This is a genomic window from Stenotrophomonas sp. Ker107b (assembly GCF_053847245.1).
In genome coordinates this window covers 336,789-353,879 of the sequence record NZ_JBSPHX010000003.1, presented here as the reverse complement: position 1 = coordinate 353,879, position 17,091 = coordinate 336,789, and the positions used below count along the sequence as shown (strand labels likewise).

Annotated in this window: 14 protein-coding genes and 1 riboswitch; of the genes, 5 read left to right on the top strand and 9 right to left on the bottom strand. The window is 67.1% G+C overall.

Features of this window, described 5'->3' with window-relative positions; translation table 11 throughout:
- Nucleotides 1–37: 37 nt before the first annotated feature.
- Nucleotides 38–880, bottom strand: a complete 843-nt coding sequence (locus ACWV8V_RS16820; RefSeq protein ID WP_455900264.1) for a UDP-2,3-diacylglucosamine diphosphatase — start codon at nt 878–880, stop codon at nt 38–40.
- Between the two features lie 326 nt (nt 881–1,206).
- On the opposite strand from ACWV8V_RS16820, the gene metK reads away from it, so the two are divergent.
- Both metK and ACWV8V_RS16810 read left to right on the top strand, forming a co-directional pair.
- Nucleotides 1,207–2,418, top strand: coding sequence for a methionine adenosyltransferase (gene metK / locus ACWV8V_RS16815; protein WP_019182462.1), 1,212 nt, complete (start codon nt 1,207–1,209; stop codon nt 2,416–2,418).
- 190 nt (nt 2,419–2,608) lie between these two features.
- Nucleotides 2,609–3,127 carry an acyl-CoA thioesterase gene (locus ACWV8V_RS16810; protein WP_070471768.1) on the top strand — a complete coding sequence of 173 codons (519 nt, stop codon included), beginning with the start codon at nt 2,609–2,611 and terminating at the stop codon, nt 3,125–3,127.
- A gap of 35 nt (nt 3,128–3,162) precedes the next feature.
- On the opposite strand, the gene ppc is transcribed toward ACWV8V_RS16810, so the two are convergent.
- Nucleotides 3,163–5,874, bottom strand: coding sequence for a phosphoenolpyruvate carboxylase (gene ppc, locus ACWV8V_RS16805; RefSeq protein WP_259261852.1), 2,712 nt, complete (start codon nt 5,872–5,874; stop codon nt 3,163–3,165).
- 158 nt (nt 5,875–6,032) lie between these two features.
- The gene (locus tag ACWV8V_RS16800; protein ID WP_455900263.1) at nt 6,033–8,567 is read right to left on the bottom strand and encodes a prolyl oligopeptidase family serine peptidase; all 2,535 of its coding nucleotides are present in this window, start codon (nt 8,565–8,567) and stop codon (nt 6,033–6,035) included.
- Nucleotides 8,568–8,693: 126 nt separating this feature from the next.
- Nucleotides 8,694–8,782: riboswitch (S-adenosyl-L-homocysteine riboswitch) on the top strand.
- 35 nt (nt 8,783–8,817) lie between these two features.
- Here ACWV8V_RS16800 and ahcY point away from each other — a divergent pair.
- Nucleotides 8,818–10,263 (top strand): adenosylhomocysteinase, encoded by a 1,446-nt coding sequence (gene ahcY / locus ACWV8V_RS16795; RefSeq protein WP_123728366.1) that lies wholly within the window; start codon nt 8,818–8,820, stop codon nt 10,261–10,263.
- 73 nt (nt 10,264–10,336) lie between these two features.
- On the opposite strand, the gene ACWV8V_RS16790 is transcribed toward ahcY, so the two are convergent.
- Nucleotides 10,337–11,239 carry a tetratricopeptide repeat protein gene (locus ACWV8V_RS16790; RefSeq protein WP_455900262.1) on the bottom strand — a complete coding sequence of 301 codons (903 nt, stop codon included), beginning with the start codon at nt 11,237–11,239 and terminating at the stop codon, nt 10,337–10,339.
- 17 nt (nt 11,240–11,256) lie between these two features.
- Between ACWV8V_RS16790 and ybaK the strand changes: the two genes are divergently transcribed.
- Nucleotides 11,257–11,730 (top strand): Cys-tRNA(Pro) deacylase, encoded by a 474-nt coding sequence (gene ybaK, locus ACWV8V_RS16785; protein WP_455900261.1) that lies wholly within the window; start codon nt 11,257–11,259, stop codon nt 11,728–11,730.
- 34 nt (nt 11,731–11,764) lie between these two features.
- Here ybaK and ACWV8V_RS16780 read toward each other — a convergent pair whose 3' ends face one another.
- The 5 genes from ACWV8V_RS16780 to ACWV8V_RS16760 all read right to left on the bottom strand — a co-directional run bounded on the left by ACWV8V_RS16780 (nt 11,765) and on the right by ACWV8V_RS16760 (nt 16,137).
- A complete protein-coding gene (locus tag ACWV8V_RS16780; protein WP_455900260.1) occupies nt 11,765–12,322 on the bottom strand; it encodes a DUF3228 family protein in 558 nt (185 codons plus the stop codon).
- A gap of 54 nt (nt 12,323–12,376) precedes the next feature.
- Nucleotides 12,377–13,117, bottom strand: coding sequence for a LytR/AlgR family response regulator transcription factor (locus ACWV8V_RS16775; protein WP_455900259.1), 741 nt, complete (start codon nt 13,115–13,117; stop codon nt 12,377–12,379).
- Nucleotides 13,114–14,184: a sensor histidine kinase gene (locus ACWV8V_RS16770; RefSeq protein WP_455900311.1), complete on the bottom strand. Its 1,071-nt coding sequence runs from the start codon at nt 14,182–14,184 to the stop codon at nt 13,114–13,116. The genes ACWV8V_RS16775 and ACWV8V_RS16770 overlap by 4 nt, the downstream gene beginning before the upstream one ends.
- A gap of 20 nt (nt 14,185–14,204) precedes the next feature.
- Nucleotides 14,205–15,125: an alpha/beta fold hydrolase gene (locus tag ACWV8V_RS16765; RefSeq protein WP_455900258.1), complete on the bottom strand. Its 921-nt coding sequence runs from the start codon at nt 15,123–15,125 to the stop codon at nt 14,205–14,207.
- 121 nt (nt 15,126–15,246) lie between these two features.
- On the bottom strand, nt 15,247–16,137 hold the full coding sequence (locus ACWV8V_RS16760) for a TIGR01777 family oxidoreductase (protein WP_455900257.1): 891 nt from the start codon (nt 16,135–16,137) through the stop codon (nt 15,247–15,249).
- 125 nt (nt 16,138–16,262) lie between these two features.
- Here ACWV8V_RS16760 and metF point away from each other — a divergent pair, with 125 nt between their 5' ends.
- Nucleotides 16,263–17,090, top strand: a complete 828-nt coding sequence (gene metF, locus ACWV8V_RS16755) for a methylenetetrahydrofolate reductase [NAD(P)H] (protein WP_259261843.1) — start codon at nt 16,263–16,265, stop codon at nt 17,088–17,090.
- The last annotated feature ends 1 nt before the right edge of the window (nt 17,091 follow it).

The window sequence follows — 17,091 nt, the reverse complement described above, 5'->3', positions numbered from 1 at the left end:
AGCAGCCGGGACTGGTCATGCGCCTCTGCCGTTCTGCTCAGGCCGCTCTGGCCAATGCGGCGCTGCCGGGCAGCGCCACCAGGGTCTGCCCGGTGTGATCCAGCAGCCGCAGGCTCCCATCCGGGTCTTCGGCCAACGCGGTCAGGCTTTCCACCCAGTCGCCGTCGTTGGCATAGATCAGCCCGTCGCGTTCGACCAGCGCGGCACGGTGGATATGCCCGCAGACGATGCCGTCCAGTCCACGCCGCCGCACATCCGCAAGCCCGGCCTGGACGAAACGTTCGATGTAACGCTCGGCCGCGCCGCTGCGCTTCTTGAGGAATTCGGAGAGCGACCAGTAGCGCTGGCCGAGCCGTCGTCGCGCGGCATTGAGCAGGTGGTTGCCGGTGAGGATGCGGTAGTACAGCCAGTCCCCGAACTTCTCCTGCAGACCTCCGAAGTGGGTGACACCGTCGTAGTCATCACCGTGCACGACCAGCAGCCGGCGCCCGTCCGCGGTCACATGGATCGCCCGCCGACGCACCTGCATGGCCGGCAGCATCAGCCCGCAGACCTTGCGCAGCGAAGCATCGTGGTTGCCGGGGATGTAGATGATCTCGGTGCCGGTGCGCTGCAGCGCGTGCAGCGCCTGGATCACCTCGCTGTGGGCCGGCCGCCAGGCGGCCCGGCGGTGCGCCATCCACCACAGGTCGATGATGTCGCCCACCAGATACAGGCGTTCGCAACGCAGCTCGGCCAGGAACCGGGCCAGTTCGGCGGCATGGCAATGGCGTGAGCCCAGGTGCACGTCAGACAGGAAGACGGCCCGCCGATGGGGCGCCAGGGTCGTCACGGGCCGCGTGGCGGCCTCCCGCGCGTCGCGCTGCTCGAATCCGTGCATGGCGTGCTCCTCAGGTCCGGCGGCCGGATGCGCCGAAGCCTGCACGGCCCCGGCGACAGCCCGATGGCGGTTTGACGACGGCCGGGTGACACGCTCAGGACTGGAGCGTCTGCCACGCCCGCCGACCGGGAGGGCCCGCGGGCCATTTGTCACGCCCGTGGAACACTGGGCGGCGACGCTGGGACGCAATCCCGTCACACAGGGCCCTGCGACGGGCACGCGAGCTTAACCACCGGCAACCCGTGCTGACGCACAATGCAAGTGCGCGACTTGCCGTGTATCATTCGCGGCCATCTTTCCATCCGAATCAAAGGATATTACGCCTGATGTCCAGCTACCTGTTCACCTCCGAATCGGTCTCCGAAGGCCATCCGGACAAGATTGCCGACCAGATCTCCGATGCGGTGCTGGACGCGATCCTGACCCAGGACAAGCGTGCGCGCGTGGCCTGCGAAACCATGGTCAAGACTGGCGTGGCCATCGTCGCCGGTGAAATCACCACCAGCGCCTGGATCGACCTGGAAGCCTTGACCCGCAAGGTGATCCTGGACATCGGCTACGACAGCTCCGACGTCGGCTTCGACGGCGCGACCTGCGGCGTGCTGAACCTGATCGGCAAGCAGTCGCCGCACATCGCCCAGGGCGTGGACCGCAAGAAGCCCGAAGAAATGGGCGCTGGCGACCAGGGCCTGATGTTCGGCTATGCCACCAACGAGACCGACAGCTACATGCCGGCCGCGATCCACCTGTCGCACCGCCTGGTCGAGCAGCAGGCCAAGATCCGCAAGAAGAAGAACTCGCCGCTGTCCTGGCTGCGCCCGGATGCCAAGAGCCAGGTCACCCTGCGCTATGAAAACGGTGCCGTCTCGGCCATCGACGCGGTGGTGCTGTCGACCCAGCACGCCCCGGGCGTGAAGCAGAAGGACCTCATCGAGGCCGTCCGCGAAGAGATCATCAAGCCGGTGCTGCCGGCCAAGTGGCTGCACAAGGGCACCAAGTTCCACATCAACCCGACCGGCAAATTCGAGATCGGCGGCCCGGTGGGCGACTGTGGCCTGACCGGCCGCAAGATCATCGTCGACACCTACGGCGGCTGGGCCCGTCACGGTGGTGGTGCGTTCTCGGGCAAGGATCCGTCCAAGGTCGACCGTTCGGCGGCTTACGCGGCCCGTTACGTCGCCAAGAACGTCGTTGCCGCCGGCCTGGCCGACCGTTGCGAAGTGCAGGTCTCCTACGCCATCGGCGTGGCCGAGCCGACCTCGATCTCGGTCACCACCTTCGGCACCGGCAAGATCAGCGATGACAAGATCGAGAAGCTGATCCGCAAGCATTTCGACCTGCGTCCGTACGGCATCATCCAGATGCTGGACCTGATCCACCCGATGTACCAGCAGACCGCGGCCTACGGCCACTTCGGCCGCAAAGCCAAGGAGTTCAGCTACACCAACGGTGCTGGCGAACAGGTCAACGCGACCGCCTTCTCCTGGGAGAAGACCGATCGCGCCGCCGCCCTGCGCGCGGATGCGAAGTTGAAGTAAGACCTCGAAAGGGCCGCGAAAGCGGCCCTTTCACTTTGTAGGTAGTGCCGGCCGCTGGCCGGCTGGCCGCGCGCAGCGCGGCAACTATCGAAGAAGCAACGACGGGCCGCGATAGCGGCCCGTCGTCGTTTCAGCCTGCCGGCCAGCGGCCGGCACTACCGGGCCTGCCATCGCCCGCTACAATCGACCCATGCCCGAATTCAAATCCAACCAGCTCTCCATGACGGTGCTGATGTCGCCGGACATGGCGAATTTCTCCGGCAAGGTGCACGGCGGCGCGGTGCTGCGCCTGCTCGACCAGGTCGCCTATGCCTGCGCCAGCCGCTATGCCGGCAGCTACGTGGTCACCCTGTCGGTGGACCAGGTGATGTTCCGCCAGCCGATCGCGGTCGGCGAGCTGGTCACCTTCCTGGCCTCGGTGAACTACACCGGCACCTCCTCGATGGAAATCGGGGTCAAGGTGGTGGCCGAGGACATCCTCAAGCGCAGCGTGCGCCACGCCAACAGCTGCTTTTTCACCATGGTCGCGGTGGACGACGACGGCAAGCCGACCCCGGTGCCGCCGTTGGTGCTGGAGACCGCCGACGAACGCCGCCGGCATGCCGCCGCGTTGATCCGCCGCCAGCTGCGCGAAGAGATGGAGCAGCGTCACCTGGAGCTGCTGGCATCCAATCCGCCCGCACCGGGTGATCTGGTCGAGCGGGTCTGAGCCCTACCGGCCTACCCGCCACTACCCGGCATGGCCTATCCGGTGTTCTGCACGCCCTGCGAAACACCGTTCACGCACGCCACCAGTGCGCGCAGCACATCGTCGTCTTCGCCCCCGCTTTCACGCCAGCGGCGCAGCAGGTCCACCTGCAGCACGCTGATCGGATCGATGTAGGGATTGCGCAGGCGGATCGACAGCGCCAGACGCTGATCGTGCTGCAGCAGTGCGTCCTGCCCGGTCAGTGCCAGTATCCACTGTGAGGTGAGTTCCAGCTCGCCCTGGATCTGCGGGAAGAAGCGGCCATGCAACGCACCGGACAGCTGCGAGAACTGTTCGGCGATGGTCAGGTCGCCCTTGGACAGCACCATCGCGATGTCGTCCAGGAAGGTGCTGAAGAACGGCCAGTCGCGCGCCATCTCTTTCAGGAGGCCTTCGTGACCAGCGTCGATCGCCGCCTGCAGACCACTGCCGACGCCATACCAGCCCGGGATCACGGCCCGCGCCTGGCTCCACGCGAACACCCACGGAATCGCGCGCAGGTTGGTCAGTGCGGCATCCTCGCCCAGACGGCGCGAAGGGCGTGAGCCCAACGTCATCCGCTCGATCACGTCGATGGGCGTGGCCAGGCGGAAGTACTGCATGAAGTCTTTCTGGCCGACAAAGGCGCGGTACGCCTCCGAACTCTTCTGCGCGATCAGGTCCATCACCGGGCGCCACTGTTCCTCGCGCGGTTCCGCTGCGCGCGGGCGCAGGCTGGAGCGCAGCACCGCACCGGTGGACTGTTCCAGCGAACGCAGCGCCAGCGCGCGGATGCCGTACTTGCGATGGATCACTTCGCCCTGCTCGGTCACCCGCAGACGGCCGTCGATGCTGCCACGCGGCGAAGCATCCACGGCGTGCGTGGTCTTGCCGCCGCCGCGGCTGATCGAGCCGCCACGGCCGTGGAAGAAGGTCAGCCGGATGTCGTTGTCGGCAGCGACGTCCAGCAGTTCCACCTGGGCACGTTGCAGGCCCCAGCGCGAGGCCGCGATACCGCCGTCCTTGCCACTGTCCGAATAGCCGAGCATCACCATCTGCACATCGCCGCGCGAGGCCAGATGGGTGCGGTAGACCGGGTCGGCCAGCAGATCGCGCAGGGTGTCGGTACCGCGCTTGAGATCGTCCACCGTTTCGAACAGCGGCGCGATGTCCAGCGGCACCGCGCCGGCGTCATCCACCAGCCCACCGCGACGGGCCAGTGCAAGCACGGCGAGCACATCGCTGCGGTCATGCGCCATCGAAATGATGTAGCTGCCCAACGCGTCGGCGCCGTGCCGGTGACGGGCATCGGCCAGCGCCGCGAATACCGCATCCAGCCGTTCGCCGCCTTCTTCGTTGCTCGCGGGCAACGCCTGCTCGCCACTGGCGAACGGGGCCAGGCGCGCCGCGCGGGTGACCGCATCAGCGGCGTCCCAGGCCTCCTGCCCATCCAGCACGCTGGCCAGCGCCCGGCCGTGCACGCTGGACTCCTGGCGCACATCCAACCGCGCCAGGTGGAAGCCGAAGGTGCGTACCCGCCACAACAAGCGACGCACCGCGAAACCGCCGGCATGGTCGCCCTTGTTGTCGTGCAGGCTGCGCAGGATCAGCTCGATGTCGTCGGTCAGCTCCTGTGGGGACGCATACGCACCGTCCGCATCGTCCATCGTCGCCTGCACGCGTGCGCGCATGCGGTCGTTGAGCAGGCGATAGGGCATATCGGCGTGACGCGGCCGCGAGGTGACCTTGGGCAGCAGCGTTTTGTAATGGTCCACGCGCGCCTGCAGCGCATCGCTGACCGCCACCCGCTCGGTGGACTGGCTGAGCAGGCTGGCCAGCTGCAGCAGGTCTTTCTGGTAGCGGCCGAGTACGGCCTGGCGCTGCGCATCGAGCGTGTTGCGGATGGTGCCGGCATCCACGTTGGGATTGCCGTCCATGTCACCGCCCACCCACGTGCCGAAGCGCAGCAGGCGCGGCAGCGGCAGTTCCTCGCCGTAGGTATCCAGCAGCGCCTGCTGCAGCGATTCGTACAGCACCGGAATCACCCGGTACAGCACCTGCACCAGATAGAAGCCGACATGCTCCCGCTCGTCGTCCACGGTCGGGCGCACGGGCGAGGAATCGGTGGTCTGCCACGACGCCGTCAGGGCCATGCGGAAACGCGCAGCGTCGGCGGCGGCTTCACCGGGCGTGCGCTGGCCGTCGAGGTTGTCGACCAGGCTGGCGACCATCAACTGCTCTTTTTCCAGCAGCGCGCGGCGGACCGCTTCGGTCGGATGGGCGGTGAACACCGGCTCGATGTCGATGCGCGGCAGCCACTGCGCCAACTCGGCCAGGGTCACGCCCTGCGCTTTGAGATTGACCAGTGCATCCTGCAGGCCATCCGGCTGCGGCGTGGCCGTACCGGCACGCTGGTAGTCACGGCGGCGGCGGATGCGGTGCACGCGCTCGGCGATGTTCACCACCTGGAAGTAGGTACTGAAGGCACGCACCATCGCTTCGGCGCGCGCCGGCGGCAGGCCGGTCAGGGCATCGTTGAGATCGGACAGCGGGGCGTCGCTTTCGCGGCGGGCGATGGCGCGCGTACGCACCTGTTCCACATCTTCGAAAAACTGCGTTGAGACCTGCTCGGCGAGCAGGTCGCCGACCAGTGCGCCGAGTCGGCGTACATCGTCACGCAGGGGAATATCGGGAGTGGCAAAAACGATGCTGCTACGGTACTCGTTCATCTGCGACGCACTGGCCTCGGGAACGGAATCCGCTCAAGCCTAACCCACAATGGGGTCATTGCTGCGTCGCGCAAATAGTTACATCTGGTAGTGCCGGCCGCCAACGGCCGGCACTCCCCATCCTTTCCCGTACCGGCCAACGGCCGGTACCTCCCGCCTCAGCGCTGCTTCTTGATCGGCTTGCCCGGACCGACGGTCTGCTCCAGCCAGCGCTCGCTCTCGGCCAGCATGGTCATGATCGATTCGCGTGCACGGTAGGCGTGCGATTCGTTGGGCAGCATCACCAGCCGCGACGTCCCGCCCAGCCCCTTCACCGCGGCGAACATGCGCTCGCTCTGGATCGGGAACGTGCCGGAGTTGTTGTCGTCCACGCCGTGGATGAAGAGGATCGGGTCCTTGATCTTGTCGGCGTAGTTGAACGGCGACATCTTCTGGTAGACGTCCTGCGCCTGCCAGTAGTTGCGCTCTTCGGCCTGGAAGCCGAACGGGGTCAGCGTGCGGTTGTACGCACCGCTGCGCGCGATGCCGGCCTTGAACAGGCGGGTATGCGCGAGCAGGTTGGCGGTCATGAACGCACCGTAGGAGTGGCCGCCGATCGCGATGTGCTCACGGTCGGTCACGCCACGCCGCACCACTTCATTCACGGCCGCCTCGGCATTGGCGATCAGCTGCGGCAGGTAGGTGTCGTTCGGCTCCTTGTCGCCCTCGCCGATGATCGGCATCGAAGGGCTGACCAGCACCGCGTAGCCCTTGGCCAGGAACGCCTGCGGACCCCAGTAGCTGATCGCGTTGAAGCGGTACGGGGAATCGGTGACCTGGCTGGCGGCTTCGGCGGTCTTGAACTCGCCCGGGTAGGCCCACATCAGCAGCGGCAACGGACCGTCCTTCTTCGCGTTGTAGCCCGGCGGCAGCATCAGCGTGGCGGTCAGGTCGACGCCGTCGTTGCGCTTGTAGCGGATCTGCTCTTTGCTCACCCCACGCAGCTGCGGCAACGGGTGCTGGAAGTGCGTCAGCGCCTTCGGCGAAGCAGTGGCATCGGCCAGCGACTGCACGTAGAAGTTGGCCGGCTCATCAGGCGATTCGCGGGTCAACAACAGCGAGGTGCCTTCCTGGTCGAGCAGCGCCACCGGCGCGGCGTAGGACGGCGCCTGTGAGTGGAACAGGCGGGTGGTCTGCTTGCTGTCCAGATCGAAACGGTCCACGAACGGACGGTCGCCTTCCGGCGAGGCCCCCAGTCCGTACAGGAAGATGCTGCGGCCGTCGGCACTGACCTGCAGGCGCGAGCGACCGTTGACGTCGCGCACCAGGCCCGGGCGGCCCGGGTCGTTGTAACGGTCCTGAGAGGAACGCGCCGACAACAGCTCGGCCGCCTTCTCCGGCTGATCCGGCGCGATCCGCCACTGCTTGACCTCGCGGTTCTTCCACCACGACTCGTTGAGCAGCGCCAGATCGCCACGGCCCCACTGGATGCCCGCATAACGGCTGCCCAGCTGCGCCAGCGTCACCGGCGGCTTATCGAAGGGCGCCGCCTGCATCAGCACCGCATCGCGCACCTTGGCCTCGCGGTTCGGGTCACCACCATCCTGCGCTTCGGCCCAGACCAGGGTCGCCGGGGCATCGGCGCGCCAGTCGATCCGGCGCACGCCGGTGGCCACCGCATCGTTGCCGGTCGGCAGGCCTTCCTTCAATGGCAGGTCGGCGACGGTGTGTTCGAGCTTGCCATCCACCGCGGACAGCACTTCGATGCGACGCGCGAACGCGCTGGCTGGCACCAGATAGGAGTAAGGACGCACCACCCGCTCGCTCAGCAGGTAACGGCCATCCGGGGAGAGCGTGACATCCCAGTACACCCCGCCGGTGGACAGCGGCGTGGTCACGCCGTTGAGGGCGACCTTGGCCGGCTGCGCGCTGGCGTAGTAGTCGAAGAGGCGGGCATCGGCCTCGTTCTTGAGCATGTCCTGGTAGGTACGGATCGTGCGCACACCGGCGTCGGCCTCGGTCTGCTGGATCGCCGGGCCGGTCGGAATGCCGCCGGCGGCCGGTGCCGCGCCCTGGCCCTTGAGCTGCTGCATCACCAGCAGCCCCCGGCTGTCGGGCTGCCAGCTGTAGCCATCGCCCATCACCGTGTTCAGATCACCGACCAGGCGGCGCGCCGAACCGGCGTCGACATCAACGATCCACAGTTCATTGGTGTGGGTGGCCGCGTGCACCTGGTTGAAGGCGATGTACTTCTGGTCCGGCGACCAGGCAAAGGTGGCGATCGACAACGGCTGCGGCAGCCCGCTGATCTGGCGCTCCTTGCCATCGGCGACGCTCATCAGCCACAGCTTGTCGGCGAAGCTGAAGCGGCTGGCCGAATGCGTGGCCGGGTTGATGCGCAGGCCGGCCAGCTTCAGTTCCGGCTGGGCGACGTCGTTGATCGACGGCAGCGGCGGCGTCTGCAGCAGCGCGGCCAGATCACGGCGCGGGGACAGGCTCAGCGTCGGGGCACGCGGCGCATCGACCACGGCCTGCAGGACCGGCGACGGCAGCTGGTAGCCGCCCTGATCGCCCTGGGCGGCGGCTGCGGTCGGCGCAGTGGTCTTCGCGGCCGGGGTGGCGGCCAGCGCCAATGGCGGCACCGCCAGCAGGGCCAGGCCGAGGATCAAGGTATGCCGCCACTGTGGAGCGCGTCGACCGGGGGTGCGTGTCATGTTCTGTGCCTGTACTGATACGAACCCCCGACCTTAACAGCCGCGCGCCGATCGCCCCCCTGCCGATGGTTGGGGGCAGGGACCGATTCATGCCAATGCAACCGGCCGCGATATAATGGGTGACCCTCCACCGAGGGGCGCTGCGACCGTGCCGGACTTGTCCGGGGGCGGCCAGGCTCGGTGGCCAGGATTGGTTCCAACGGCGCCCGGCGAACACGAGTATCGACTCGTCATTACACCGGAGCTTTGAATGAACGCTGTTGCCAAGACCTTCTCCACCGAAGGCGATTACAAGATTGCCGACATCTCCCTGGCCGATTGGGGCCGCAAGGAGCTGGACATCGCCGAGCATGAAATGCCGGGCCTGATGTCGATCCGTCGCAAGCACGCCGCCACCCTGCCGCTGAAGGGCGTGCGCGTGACCGGCTCGCTGCATATGACCATCCAGACCGCGGTGCTGATCGAGACCCTGAAGGACATCGGCGCCGACGTGCGCTGGGCCTCGTGCAACATCTTCTCGACCCAGGACCATGCCGCCGCGGCGATCGCCGCATCGGGCACCCCGGTGTTCGCCTGGAAGGGTGAAACCCTGGAAGAGTACTGGGACTGCACCCTGGACGCGCTGACCTTCACCCTGCCCGACGGCACCCTGACCGGCCCGGAGCTGGTGGTGGACGACGGCGGCGATGTGACCCTGCTGATCCACAAGGGCTATGAGCTCGAAAACGGCAGCACCTGGGTCGATGAAAAGGCCGCCTCGCACGAAGAGCAGGTCATCAAGAACCTGCTCAAGCGCGTGGCCAAGGAGCGCCCGGGTTACTGGGCCCGCGTGGTCAAGGACTGGAAGGGCGTCTCCGAAGAGACCACCACCGGCGTGCACCGTCTGTACCAGCTGGCCCAGGCAGGCACCCTGCTGATCCCGGCGATCAACGTCAACGACTCGGTCACCAAGAGCAAGTTCGACAACCTGTACGGCTGCCGTGAGTCGCTGGCCGACGGCCTCAAGCGCGCGATGGACGTGATGCTGGCCGGCAAGGTTGCCGTGGTCTGCGGCTACGGTGACGTGGGCAAGGGCTGCGCCGCTTCGCTGCGTGCCTACGGCGCGCGCGTCGTGGTCACCGAGATCGATCCGATCTGCGCCCTGCAGGCGGCGATGGAAGGCTTCGAGGTCAACACCATCGAATCCACCCTGGGCCGTGGCGACATCTACGTCACCACCACCGGCAACAAGGACATCATCCGCATCGAGCACCTGAGCGCGATGAAGGACCAGGCCATCGTCTGCAACATCGGCCACTTCGACAACGAGATCCAGGTCGATGCGCTGAACGCGCTGGCCGGCGTGCAGAAGATCAACATCAAGCCGCAGGTCGACAAGTACATCTTCGACAACGGCAATGCGATCTTCCTGCTGGCCGACGGCCGTCTGGTCAACCTGGGCTGCGCCACCGGCCACCCGAGCTTCGTGATGTCCAACTCGTTCGCCAACCAGACGCTCGCACAGATCGACCTGTGGGCGAACAAGGACAGCTACGAGAAGAAGGTGTACCTGCTGCCGAAGAAGCTGGACGAAGAAGTGGCGCGCCTGCATCTGGAAAAGATCGGCGTGAAGCTGACCACCCTGAGCCAGGAACAGGCCGATTACATCGGCGTACCGGTGGAAGGTCCGTTCAAGCCGGAGCATTACCGCTACTGATCGGCACGCCGGTCCAGTTGCGTTGAAAACAGACGGGCGCCGGAAGGCGCCCGTTTTTTTTGTGCGATGCCCTTCAGTCCTGGCTGAAACCCCTGCGGTCGTCGTTGAGGACGGCCTGGCACTGCCCGGCGAAGTCCGCTTGCCAGCGCGACAGCATGAACCCTTCGCGCTCCTGAAAAGAGACCGTTTCGCCAGCAAGCACGTAGCAGCGGTTCTGCGACAGGCGCAGCGCCGTCAGGGTGTCACCGGCGGCCCAGCATTCATCGATGCAGGCCTGCATGAGCGCGTAATCCGGATTGGTCTTTGCGCCGCCAAACGCGAAGCCCATCCGCTGCGCCATTGCGATTACCGGGTCAGTGCTGGCCGGGGCAGCGCGCAGGATGCGCAGTACGCCGGCCTCGGGAATGCCAAACGCCCAGTTGGCCAGCACCGCCGAACGTGCCGCATCGATCGCCGCATCGCGCTGCCCCTGCCGCATGTACTGGCTTGCCAGCAGCGCCCAGCCCTGCTGAAGCTCCGGGAACGCGGTGCAGGCTGCGCGCAGCAGTTCAATGGCCTGCTCGACCTCCGCTGCCAGCACCTGCGCGCGCGCCTGCTCCAACCGCTCGGAGGGCGAACCGGGATCTTCGACCTCATGCTCGCCATACTCGCCTTCGTTCAGCTCCAGCCAGCGCGAGAACACCTGCACCGAGGAATGGCGCAGTTCCATGCGCCATTCATCATGGAACATCTCGCAGACGAAGGGCGCGTCTCCCTCGCGCCCCAACGGCCAATACAGCCCGAAACAATCGCCATTGCCGAGCGCGCCTTCCGCGATCGACACAAACCCCTGAGGGGGATACGGTCCGCGCGCCACATCCCCATCGAAGCTGAGCGCGTTGCATTGACCAGAGAGGCGCATGGGAACTTTCCAGACGGGAACGCCGCCATTATCGCAGCGACGGCAGTAGCTTCGGTCAAGGCAGCCGGTCCGCACCGCGCTAGGATGCCGCCATGACCCCCGCCATCAACCTGCTCAAGACGCTCGGCATCGCGCACAGCGTGCTGTCCTACCACCATGACGCCACCGCCACGTCCTATGGTGGCGAGGCGGTAGAGCAGCTCGGGCTGGATCCGGCGCAGGTGTTCAAGACACTGCTGGCAAGCACCGAGAAGCATGAGCTGCTGGTGGCGATCGTGCCGGTGAGCGGCACCCTGGACCTCAAGGCACTCGCCGCAGCGGCCGGCTGCCGGAAGTGCGAGATGGCCAACGCCGAGGCGGTGCAGCGCGCGACCGGTTACCTGGTCGGGGGGATCAGCCCGCTGGGGCAGAAAAAGAAGCACCGCACCTTCCTGGAGGCGAGCGCGCAGATGCTGCCGACCGTGCACGTCAGTGCCGGGCGGCGTGGGCTGGAGGTGGCGCTGGCACCGGCCGATCTGCTGCAGCTCACCGGCGGCAGCTACGCAAGCATCGGCAAAGCCCGTTGACCGGTAGTGCCGGCCGCGGGCCGGTTCCAGCGCCTCAGGGCCGCCAGTTGGCGTTGCTGTCCCAGAACGTCACCGCGCGCTGATACGCCTGGCGATCAAGCGGCACGCCCGAGCCACCCTCTTCCACGCCCAGTGCGTTGCGCATCATGGTGATCGGGGCCATCGGCACTTCCTCCGGCTCGGCAGTGTAGATGCAGCCGACGATCCCCCACTCCGCATCGATGGGGGAGCCCTCTTTGGCCAACTGCTCGGCGCTGTACAGGATCACCACCAGGTAGTTCGCGCGCGGCGATTCCACGCCTTCAAACCAGCGCACCAGCACCGGCAGTTCCTCGCGGTTGCGCGCTTCATAACCACTGCGCAGCTGGTGACGGTTGCCCTCGGTGATCGGTACAGTCAGGCAGCGCGTGGAGGTCCAGTTTTCGTACACATGCAGCTTGCAGAAAGGCGCGTAGCCATCGAGCACCTTGAACGGCGCGTGCGTATTGAGGTGCTGTTCGAACTGCTCGGCGCTGCAGTCCTGAATGGTATTGCCGCGCGGCACGCGCGGGAACAGGCGGGGCCGGGCGAACGCGGTGAGGACGATGGACATGGGCACAGTCAGGTGGCGGAGATCCCGCACAGGGTAACGTGCGCGGCGCGCGCCCTACAGCGCCAGCCGCTCACGCAGCTCGCGGGCCTGTCGCCGCGAGACCTCCACCTGGCTGCCATCATCCAGGGTCAGGTCGTAGCCATCGCCGAGGGATGGTTCGATCGCACGCACACGTCGCAGATTGACCAGGGTATTGCGGTTGGCGCGGAAGAACAGCGCCGGCGACAGCCGTGCCTCCAGCGTGCTGAGGCTGCGCGCCAGCACCGCGTTCTGGTCGCGGAACCACAGCCGCGCGTAGTTGCCGTCGACCACGACCTTGCGGATCTCCCCGAGCGCCACGAACCAGCAGCGTTCGCCATCGCGCAGGAACACCTGATCCTCGGCACCCAGCGCATCGCGCACGCTGTCCGTCGCAGCGGGGGCGGCCGGTGCCGAGAGGCGCTCCCGACCGCGCTCCAGCGCCGCCTGCAGGCGGCCTGCCTCCACCGGCTTGACCAGGTAGTCGAGCGCGTTGGTTTCGAAGGCGCGCACCGCGTACTGGTCGTAAGCGGTGACGAACACCACCATCGGCACCGTCTCCAGTCCGTCGAGCACATCGAAGCCCTCGCCCGAGGGCATCTGCACATCGAGCAACACCAGATCGGGCTGTTCGCGCAGGATCGCCTCGCGTGCCGCGGGCACGTCGTCGGCCTCGCCGACACACGCCACCCACGGGATCGCCGCCAGCAGGGTGCGCAGCTCGCGGCGCGCCAGTCGCGCGTCATCCACGATCAACACGCGCAGTGAAGCACTCATTGCTGCACCTCCAGGCGGGCCAGCATGCGCTCGCCCAGTCGCTCCAGCAGGAACATGCCCCGGCTGGATGAAGAGGGCGCCGCGTCGCTGCCCAGCTGCGCGCGCAGATAGGCCAGCCCGATGCCGTGGCCTTCGCTGCTGGCGTCGTGCGCGGCCGGATTGTCCACCTCCACCCGCAGCCAGCCACCATCGAGGCGCACGCGGATCGTCAGCTCACCGCCGCCGGGGTGCACCGCGATGCCATGCTTGATCGCATTCTCCACCAGCAGCTGCAGCGCCATCGGCGGCAGCCGCGCGGACAGCGCGACCGGCTCGATGTCGGTGAGCACCCGCAGGCGGTCTTCGTAGTGGATCGCTTCCACCGCCAGGTAGTCCTGCACCACGCGCCACTCCTCGGCCAAGGTGACCCAGCCCCCGTCGGTATGCACCAGGGCGTGGCGCAGCGTACTGGATAGATGGGTGACCATGTCGCGTGCACGCGCCGGGTCTTCATTGATCAGCGCACGCAGGTTGTTGAGCGCGTTGAACACGAAGTGGGGATTGAGCCGTGCACGCAGTGCCTGGTGCTCCAGCGTCGCGCGCTGCGCTTCGGCGCGCAGCTGCGCCATTTCGCTCTGGCGCGCACGCTGCAGCGCGCGGCGGCCGGTCCACAGCGCGCACCACACGCTCAGCACGATGGCGGTATTGAACCAGTAGCCGAAGACAGCGGCCGGGCGATAGTTCGCACGCTGTCCCGGCAGCTGCACCCAGTCCCAGGCCAACGCAGGCAACAGCGCGGCAGCGGTGAGCACCTGGGCGGCCGCCGCCACGATCACCACCGCGAGCAGCAGCCGCCACGTCAATCCCAGCAGATCGCGCTGCAACCAATCATGCCGCAGCGCATAGCCGCGGATGAACGCGCTGCCCGCCCACAGGGAAAGCGACACCATCGCAGAGATCAGGACGATGCCGGACCAGTGCCCGCCGTAGGTGAACCCGAGAAGCAGGCTCACGCCAAGGTAGGCCAACCACACCGCGCTGTTGCGCCACCAGAAACCGGAATCGCGTGCTGCCCGCTTCTCGCTCATCGTCTCCACGCCGGTCTCGATCAGGGCGCTGCAGGCAGATCAAGGAAGCCCCGGATCTGCGTCTGCAGCCAGCGCGGATCATCCCACATCAGGAAGTGGTAGCCGGCGCGGCTCATCTCGATCCGCACACCTGGCAGCGCGGCGTACTGCGTGGCGAATACCTGCCGCGTACTGGCCTCGGTCGCACCGAACGGCTGATAGGCCGCCCACGCGCCCAGCACCAGCACAGGGGCCGTGATGCCGGCGATCGGCTGGCGCAGGTCGGTCATGGTCATCGAATACATCGCGTTGGCAGTGGTGGCACGGTCACTGTCGCGTCCCCACTGCTTCAAGGTCGCAACCTGCTCGGGGGCGTGCGCCATGTTGGCAACCGCGGCGTCGGTCTGCGCCGCGTACTGCTCGGCGTCGGCGGCGAGCATGCCGGACCGCATCTGCTCGGCCATCGGCTTGAGCGTGGCCGGTGTCGCGGCCGGATTCTGGACCGCGCCGAAGTACGGCAGGGCATCAACGATCACCAGTGGCCCGATCTTCTGCGGCGCCGCGATCGCCATCTGCAGCGCCAGCACACCACCGAGGCTGTGGCCGATCACGGCCGGATGATCGAGCTTGCGGTCCGCGCTGTAGGCCAGCAGGCGATCGCGCATGGCGCTCAGAAAGTCATCGCTGGCCACCGCAGGCGCACCGGCAAAGCCCGGCAGCTTGATCAGGTGGCATTGCACCTGCGGCTGCAGCGCGGCGCAGGTCTCGCGCCAGACCTCGGCACCGCTGTTGAGGCCCGGGATCATCAGCACCGGCCGGCCGCTGCCGATCACCTCGACCTGCAGATCCTGGAAGCGCTCGGTGGCCGCATGGGCCGGGCTGACCAAGGTGGCCCATGCGGTCAGCGCGAGCGCGGCCAACGGGGCGATGGAGTAGATGCGGCGGGGACGGACGGTCGACATGGCAGGCTCCTGCTGGGTGAGCATGGAGCGTGGCGCGGGGCGAGGCGGGATGGGCAATTACATGAGCAGCGGCTGCAGACCGGCGATGAGCGGTCGGCAGCGGCGGATGAACATCGGCGCCTCAGCGATCCGGCGCGCCCACGAGGGCCTGCAAGGCCGCCGCCAGCGACGGATACTGGAAAACAAACCCCTCCGCCAAGGCATGCGCCGGCTGCACGTTCTGTCCGGTCAGCAGCAGTCCGCTCATTTCGCCGAAACCCAGTTTCAAGGCGAATGCCGGGGTGGTCAGCCGTGCCGGGCGGTGCAGCACCTCGCCCAGCGTGGTGGCGAAGGTCCGGTTGGTGACCGTGCCGGGCGACGTACCGTTGTAGGCGCCGCGTGCCTGATCGCGAGTGAGCAGCCACAGAATCATGTCGACCAGGTCCTCGCGATGGATCCAGCTCATCCACTGGCGACCATCGCCCATCGGCCCGCCGAGCCCCATCCGGAACGGCGGCAGCATCTTCTGCAGTGCGCCGCCCTCACGTTCGAGCACGATGCCGGTCCGCAGCACGCAGGTGCGCACGCCGAGGTCCTCGGCCTTGAGCGCCTCGGCCTCCCATTGCCGGCACAGCATCGCCGCGAAATCGTGGCCGGGCGAGGCCGTCTCATCCAGCGGCGCGCTGTCGCGCGGGCCGTACCAGCCGATCGCCGAGCCGGACACCAGCACCCGGGGGCGTTCGGACAACGCGGCCATCCAGGCCAGCAGCGCCTGCGTCGTGCCGATCCGGGAATCGCGCAACGCCTGCTTGCGTTCATCGGTCCAGCGGCCCTCCATCAGCGGCTCGCCCGCCAGGTTGACCACCGCCTGGACCGGGCCGACCTCGTCCAGCGCTGCAACGCTGCGCACGCCCTTCTGCGGGTTCCGGCCGGGCCGCCGGGTGAGGACGATGGGGTCGTGGCCCTCGGCCAGCAGGCGCGTGCACAGGCGGCTGCCGATGAAGCCGGTGCCACCGGTGACGAGAATCTGCATGGCGGGTGCTCCGTTGATGTCAGCGCCACTGTACGCGGGGCGGTGTGTACACGACATGCCAAATGCTTCACATTCATCGCGATGAAGAGATATGATTGAGCCACACCCGCCGACGCACCTCACCCATGACCGCCATCAGCTTCGAGTTCTATCCGCCCAAGACCGACGAGCAGCGTGCCCAGCTGGACCGGACCGCGGCCAAGCTGAAGGTGTTCGCACCGGAATATGTGTCGTGTACGTTCGGTGCCGGCGGCTCTACGCTCAGCTACACCTCCGAGACCGTCCGTCACCTCAAGCAGCACCATGGCTTCGATGCGGCCCCGCACCTGTCCTGCGTCGGTGGCAGCCGCGAGGAGATCCGCGAACTGCTCAAGCTGTACCGCGCGATCGGCTGCCGCCGCATCGTCGCCCTGCGCGGTGACCTGCCCTCGGGCATGGGCCACCCCGGTGACCTGCGGTATGCCTCCGACCTGATCAGCTTCATCCGTGCCGAGCACGGCGATGCGTTCCGCATCGAAGTGGGCGCGTATCCGGAGACCCACCCGCAGGCCAACGACGCGCTGCTGGACCTGAAGCACTTCAAGACCAAGATCGACGCCGGTGCCGATGCGGCGATCACCCAGTACTTCTTCAACGCCGATGCCTACTTCCACTTCGTCGATGCGGTACGCAAGCTGGGGGTCACCGTGCCGATCGTGCCGGGCATCATGCCGATCTCCAATTTCAGCCAGCTGCGCCGCTTCTCCGAGCAGTGCGGTGCCGAGATTCCGCGCTGGATCGGCAAGCGCATGCAGGCCTACGGTGACGATGCCGACTCGGTCCGCGCGTTCGGTGCCGAGGTGGTGGCCAGCCTGTGCGAACGGCTGGTCGCCGGCGGTGCGCCGGGCCTGCACTTCTACACGCTCAACCTGGCCAGGCCGACCACCCAGGTCCTGAAACTGCTGCGCGGCTGAG

What these genes read in the sequence shown, in the direction of transcription:
- ACWV8V_RS16820 (WP_455900264.1), bottom strand. Translation starts at nt 880, where the DNA reads ATGCACGGATTCGAGCAGCGCGACGCGCGGGAGGCCGCCACGCGGCCC.
- ppc (WP_259261852.1), bottom strand. Translation starts at nt 5,874, where the DNA reads ATGAACGAGTACCGTAGCAGCATCGTTTTTGCCACTCCCGATATTCCC.
- ACWV8V_RS16780 (WP_455900260.1), bottom strand. Translation starts at nt 12,322, where the DNA reads ATGTCCATCGTCCTCACCGCGTTCGCCCGGCCCCGCCTGTTCCCGCGC.
- ACWV8V_RS16800 (WP_455900263.1), bottom strand. Translation starts at nt 8,567, where the DNA reads ATGACACGCACCCCCGGTCGACGCGCTCCACAGTGGCGGCATACCTTG.
- ybaK (WP_455900261.1), top strand. Translation starts at nt 11,257, where the DNA reads ATGACCCCCGCCATCAACCTGCTCAAGACGCTCGGCATCGCGCACAGC.
- ACWV8V_RS16810 (WP_070471768.1), top strand. Translation starts at nt 2,609, where the DNA reads ATGCCCGAATTCAAATCCAACCAGCTCTCCATGACGGTGCTGATGTCG.
- ACWV8V_RS16760 (WP_455900257.1), bottom strand. Translation starts at nt 16,137, where the DNA reads ATGCAGATTCTCGTCACCGGTGGCACCGGCTTCATCGGCAGCCGCCTG.
- ACWV8V_RS16770 (WP_455900311.1), bottom strand. Translation starts at nt 14,184, where the DNA reads ATGAGCGAGAAGCGGGCAGCACGCGATTCCGGTTTCTGGTGGCGCAAC.
- ahcY (WP_123728366.1), top strand. Translation starts at nt 8,818, where the DNA reads ATGAACGCTGTTGCCAAGACCTTCTCCACCGAAGGCGATTACAAGATT.
- ACWV8V_RS16775 (WP_455900259.1), bottom strand. Translation starts at nt 13,117, where the DNA reads ATGAGTGCTTCACTGCGCGTGTTGATCGTGGATGACGCGCGACTGGCG.
- metK (WP_019182462.1), top strand. Translation starts at nt 1,207, where the DNA reads ATGTCCAGCTACCTGTTCACCTCCGAATCGGTCTCCGAAGGCCATCCG.
- ACWV8V_RS16765 (WP_455900258.1), bottom strand. Translation starts at nt 15,125, where the DNA reads ATGTCGACCGTCCGTCCCCGCCGCATCTACTCCATCGCCCCGTTGGCC.
- metF (WP_259261843.1), top strand. Translation starts at nt 16,263, where the DNA reads ATGACCGCCATCAGCTTCGAGTTCTATCCGCCCAAGACCGACGAGCAG.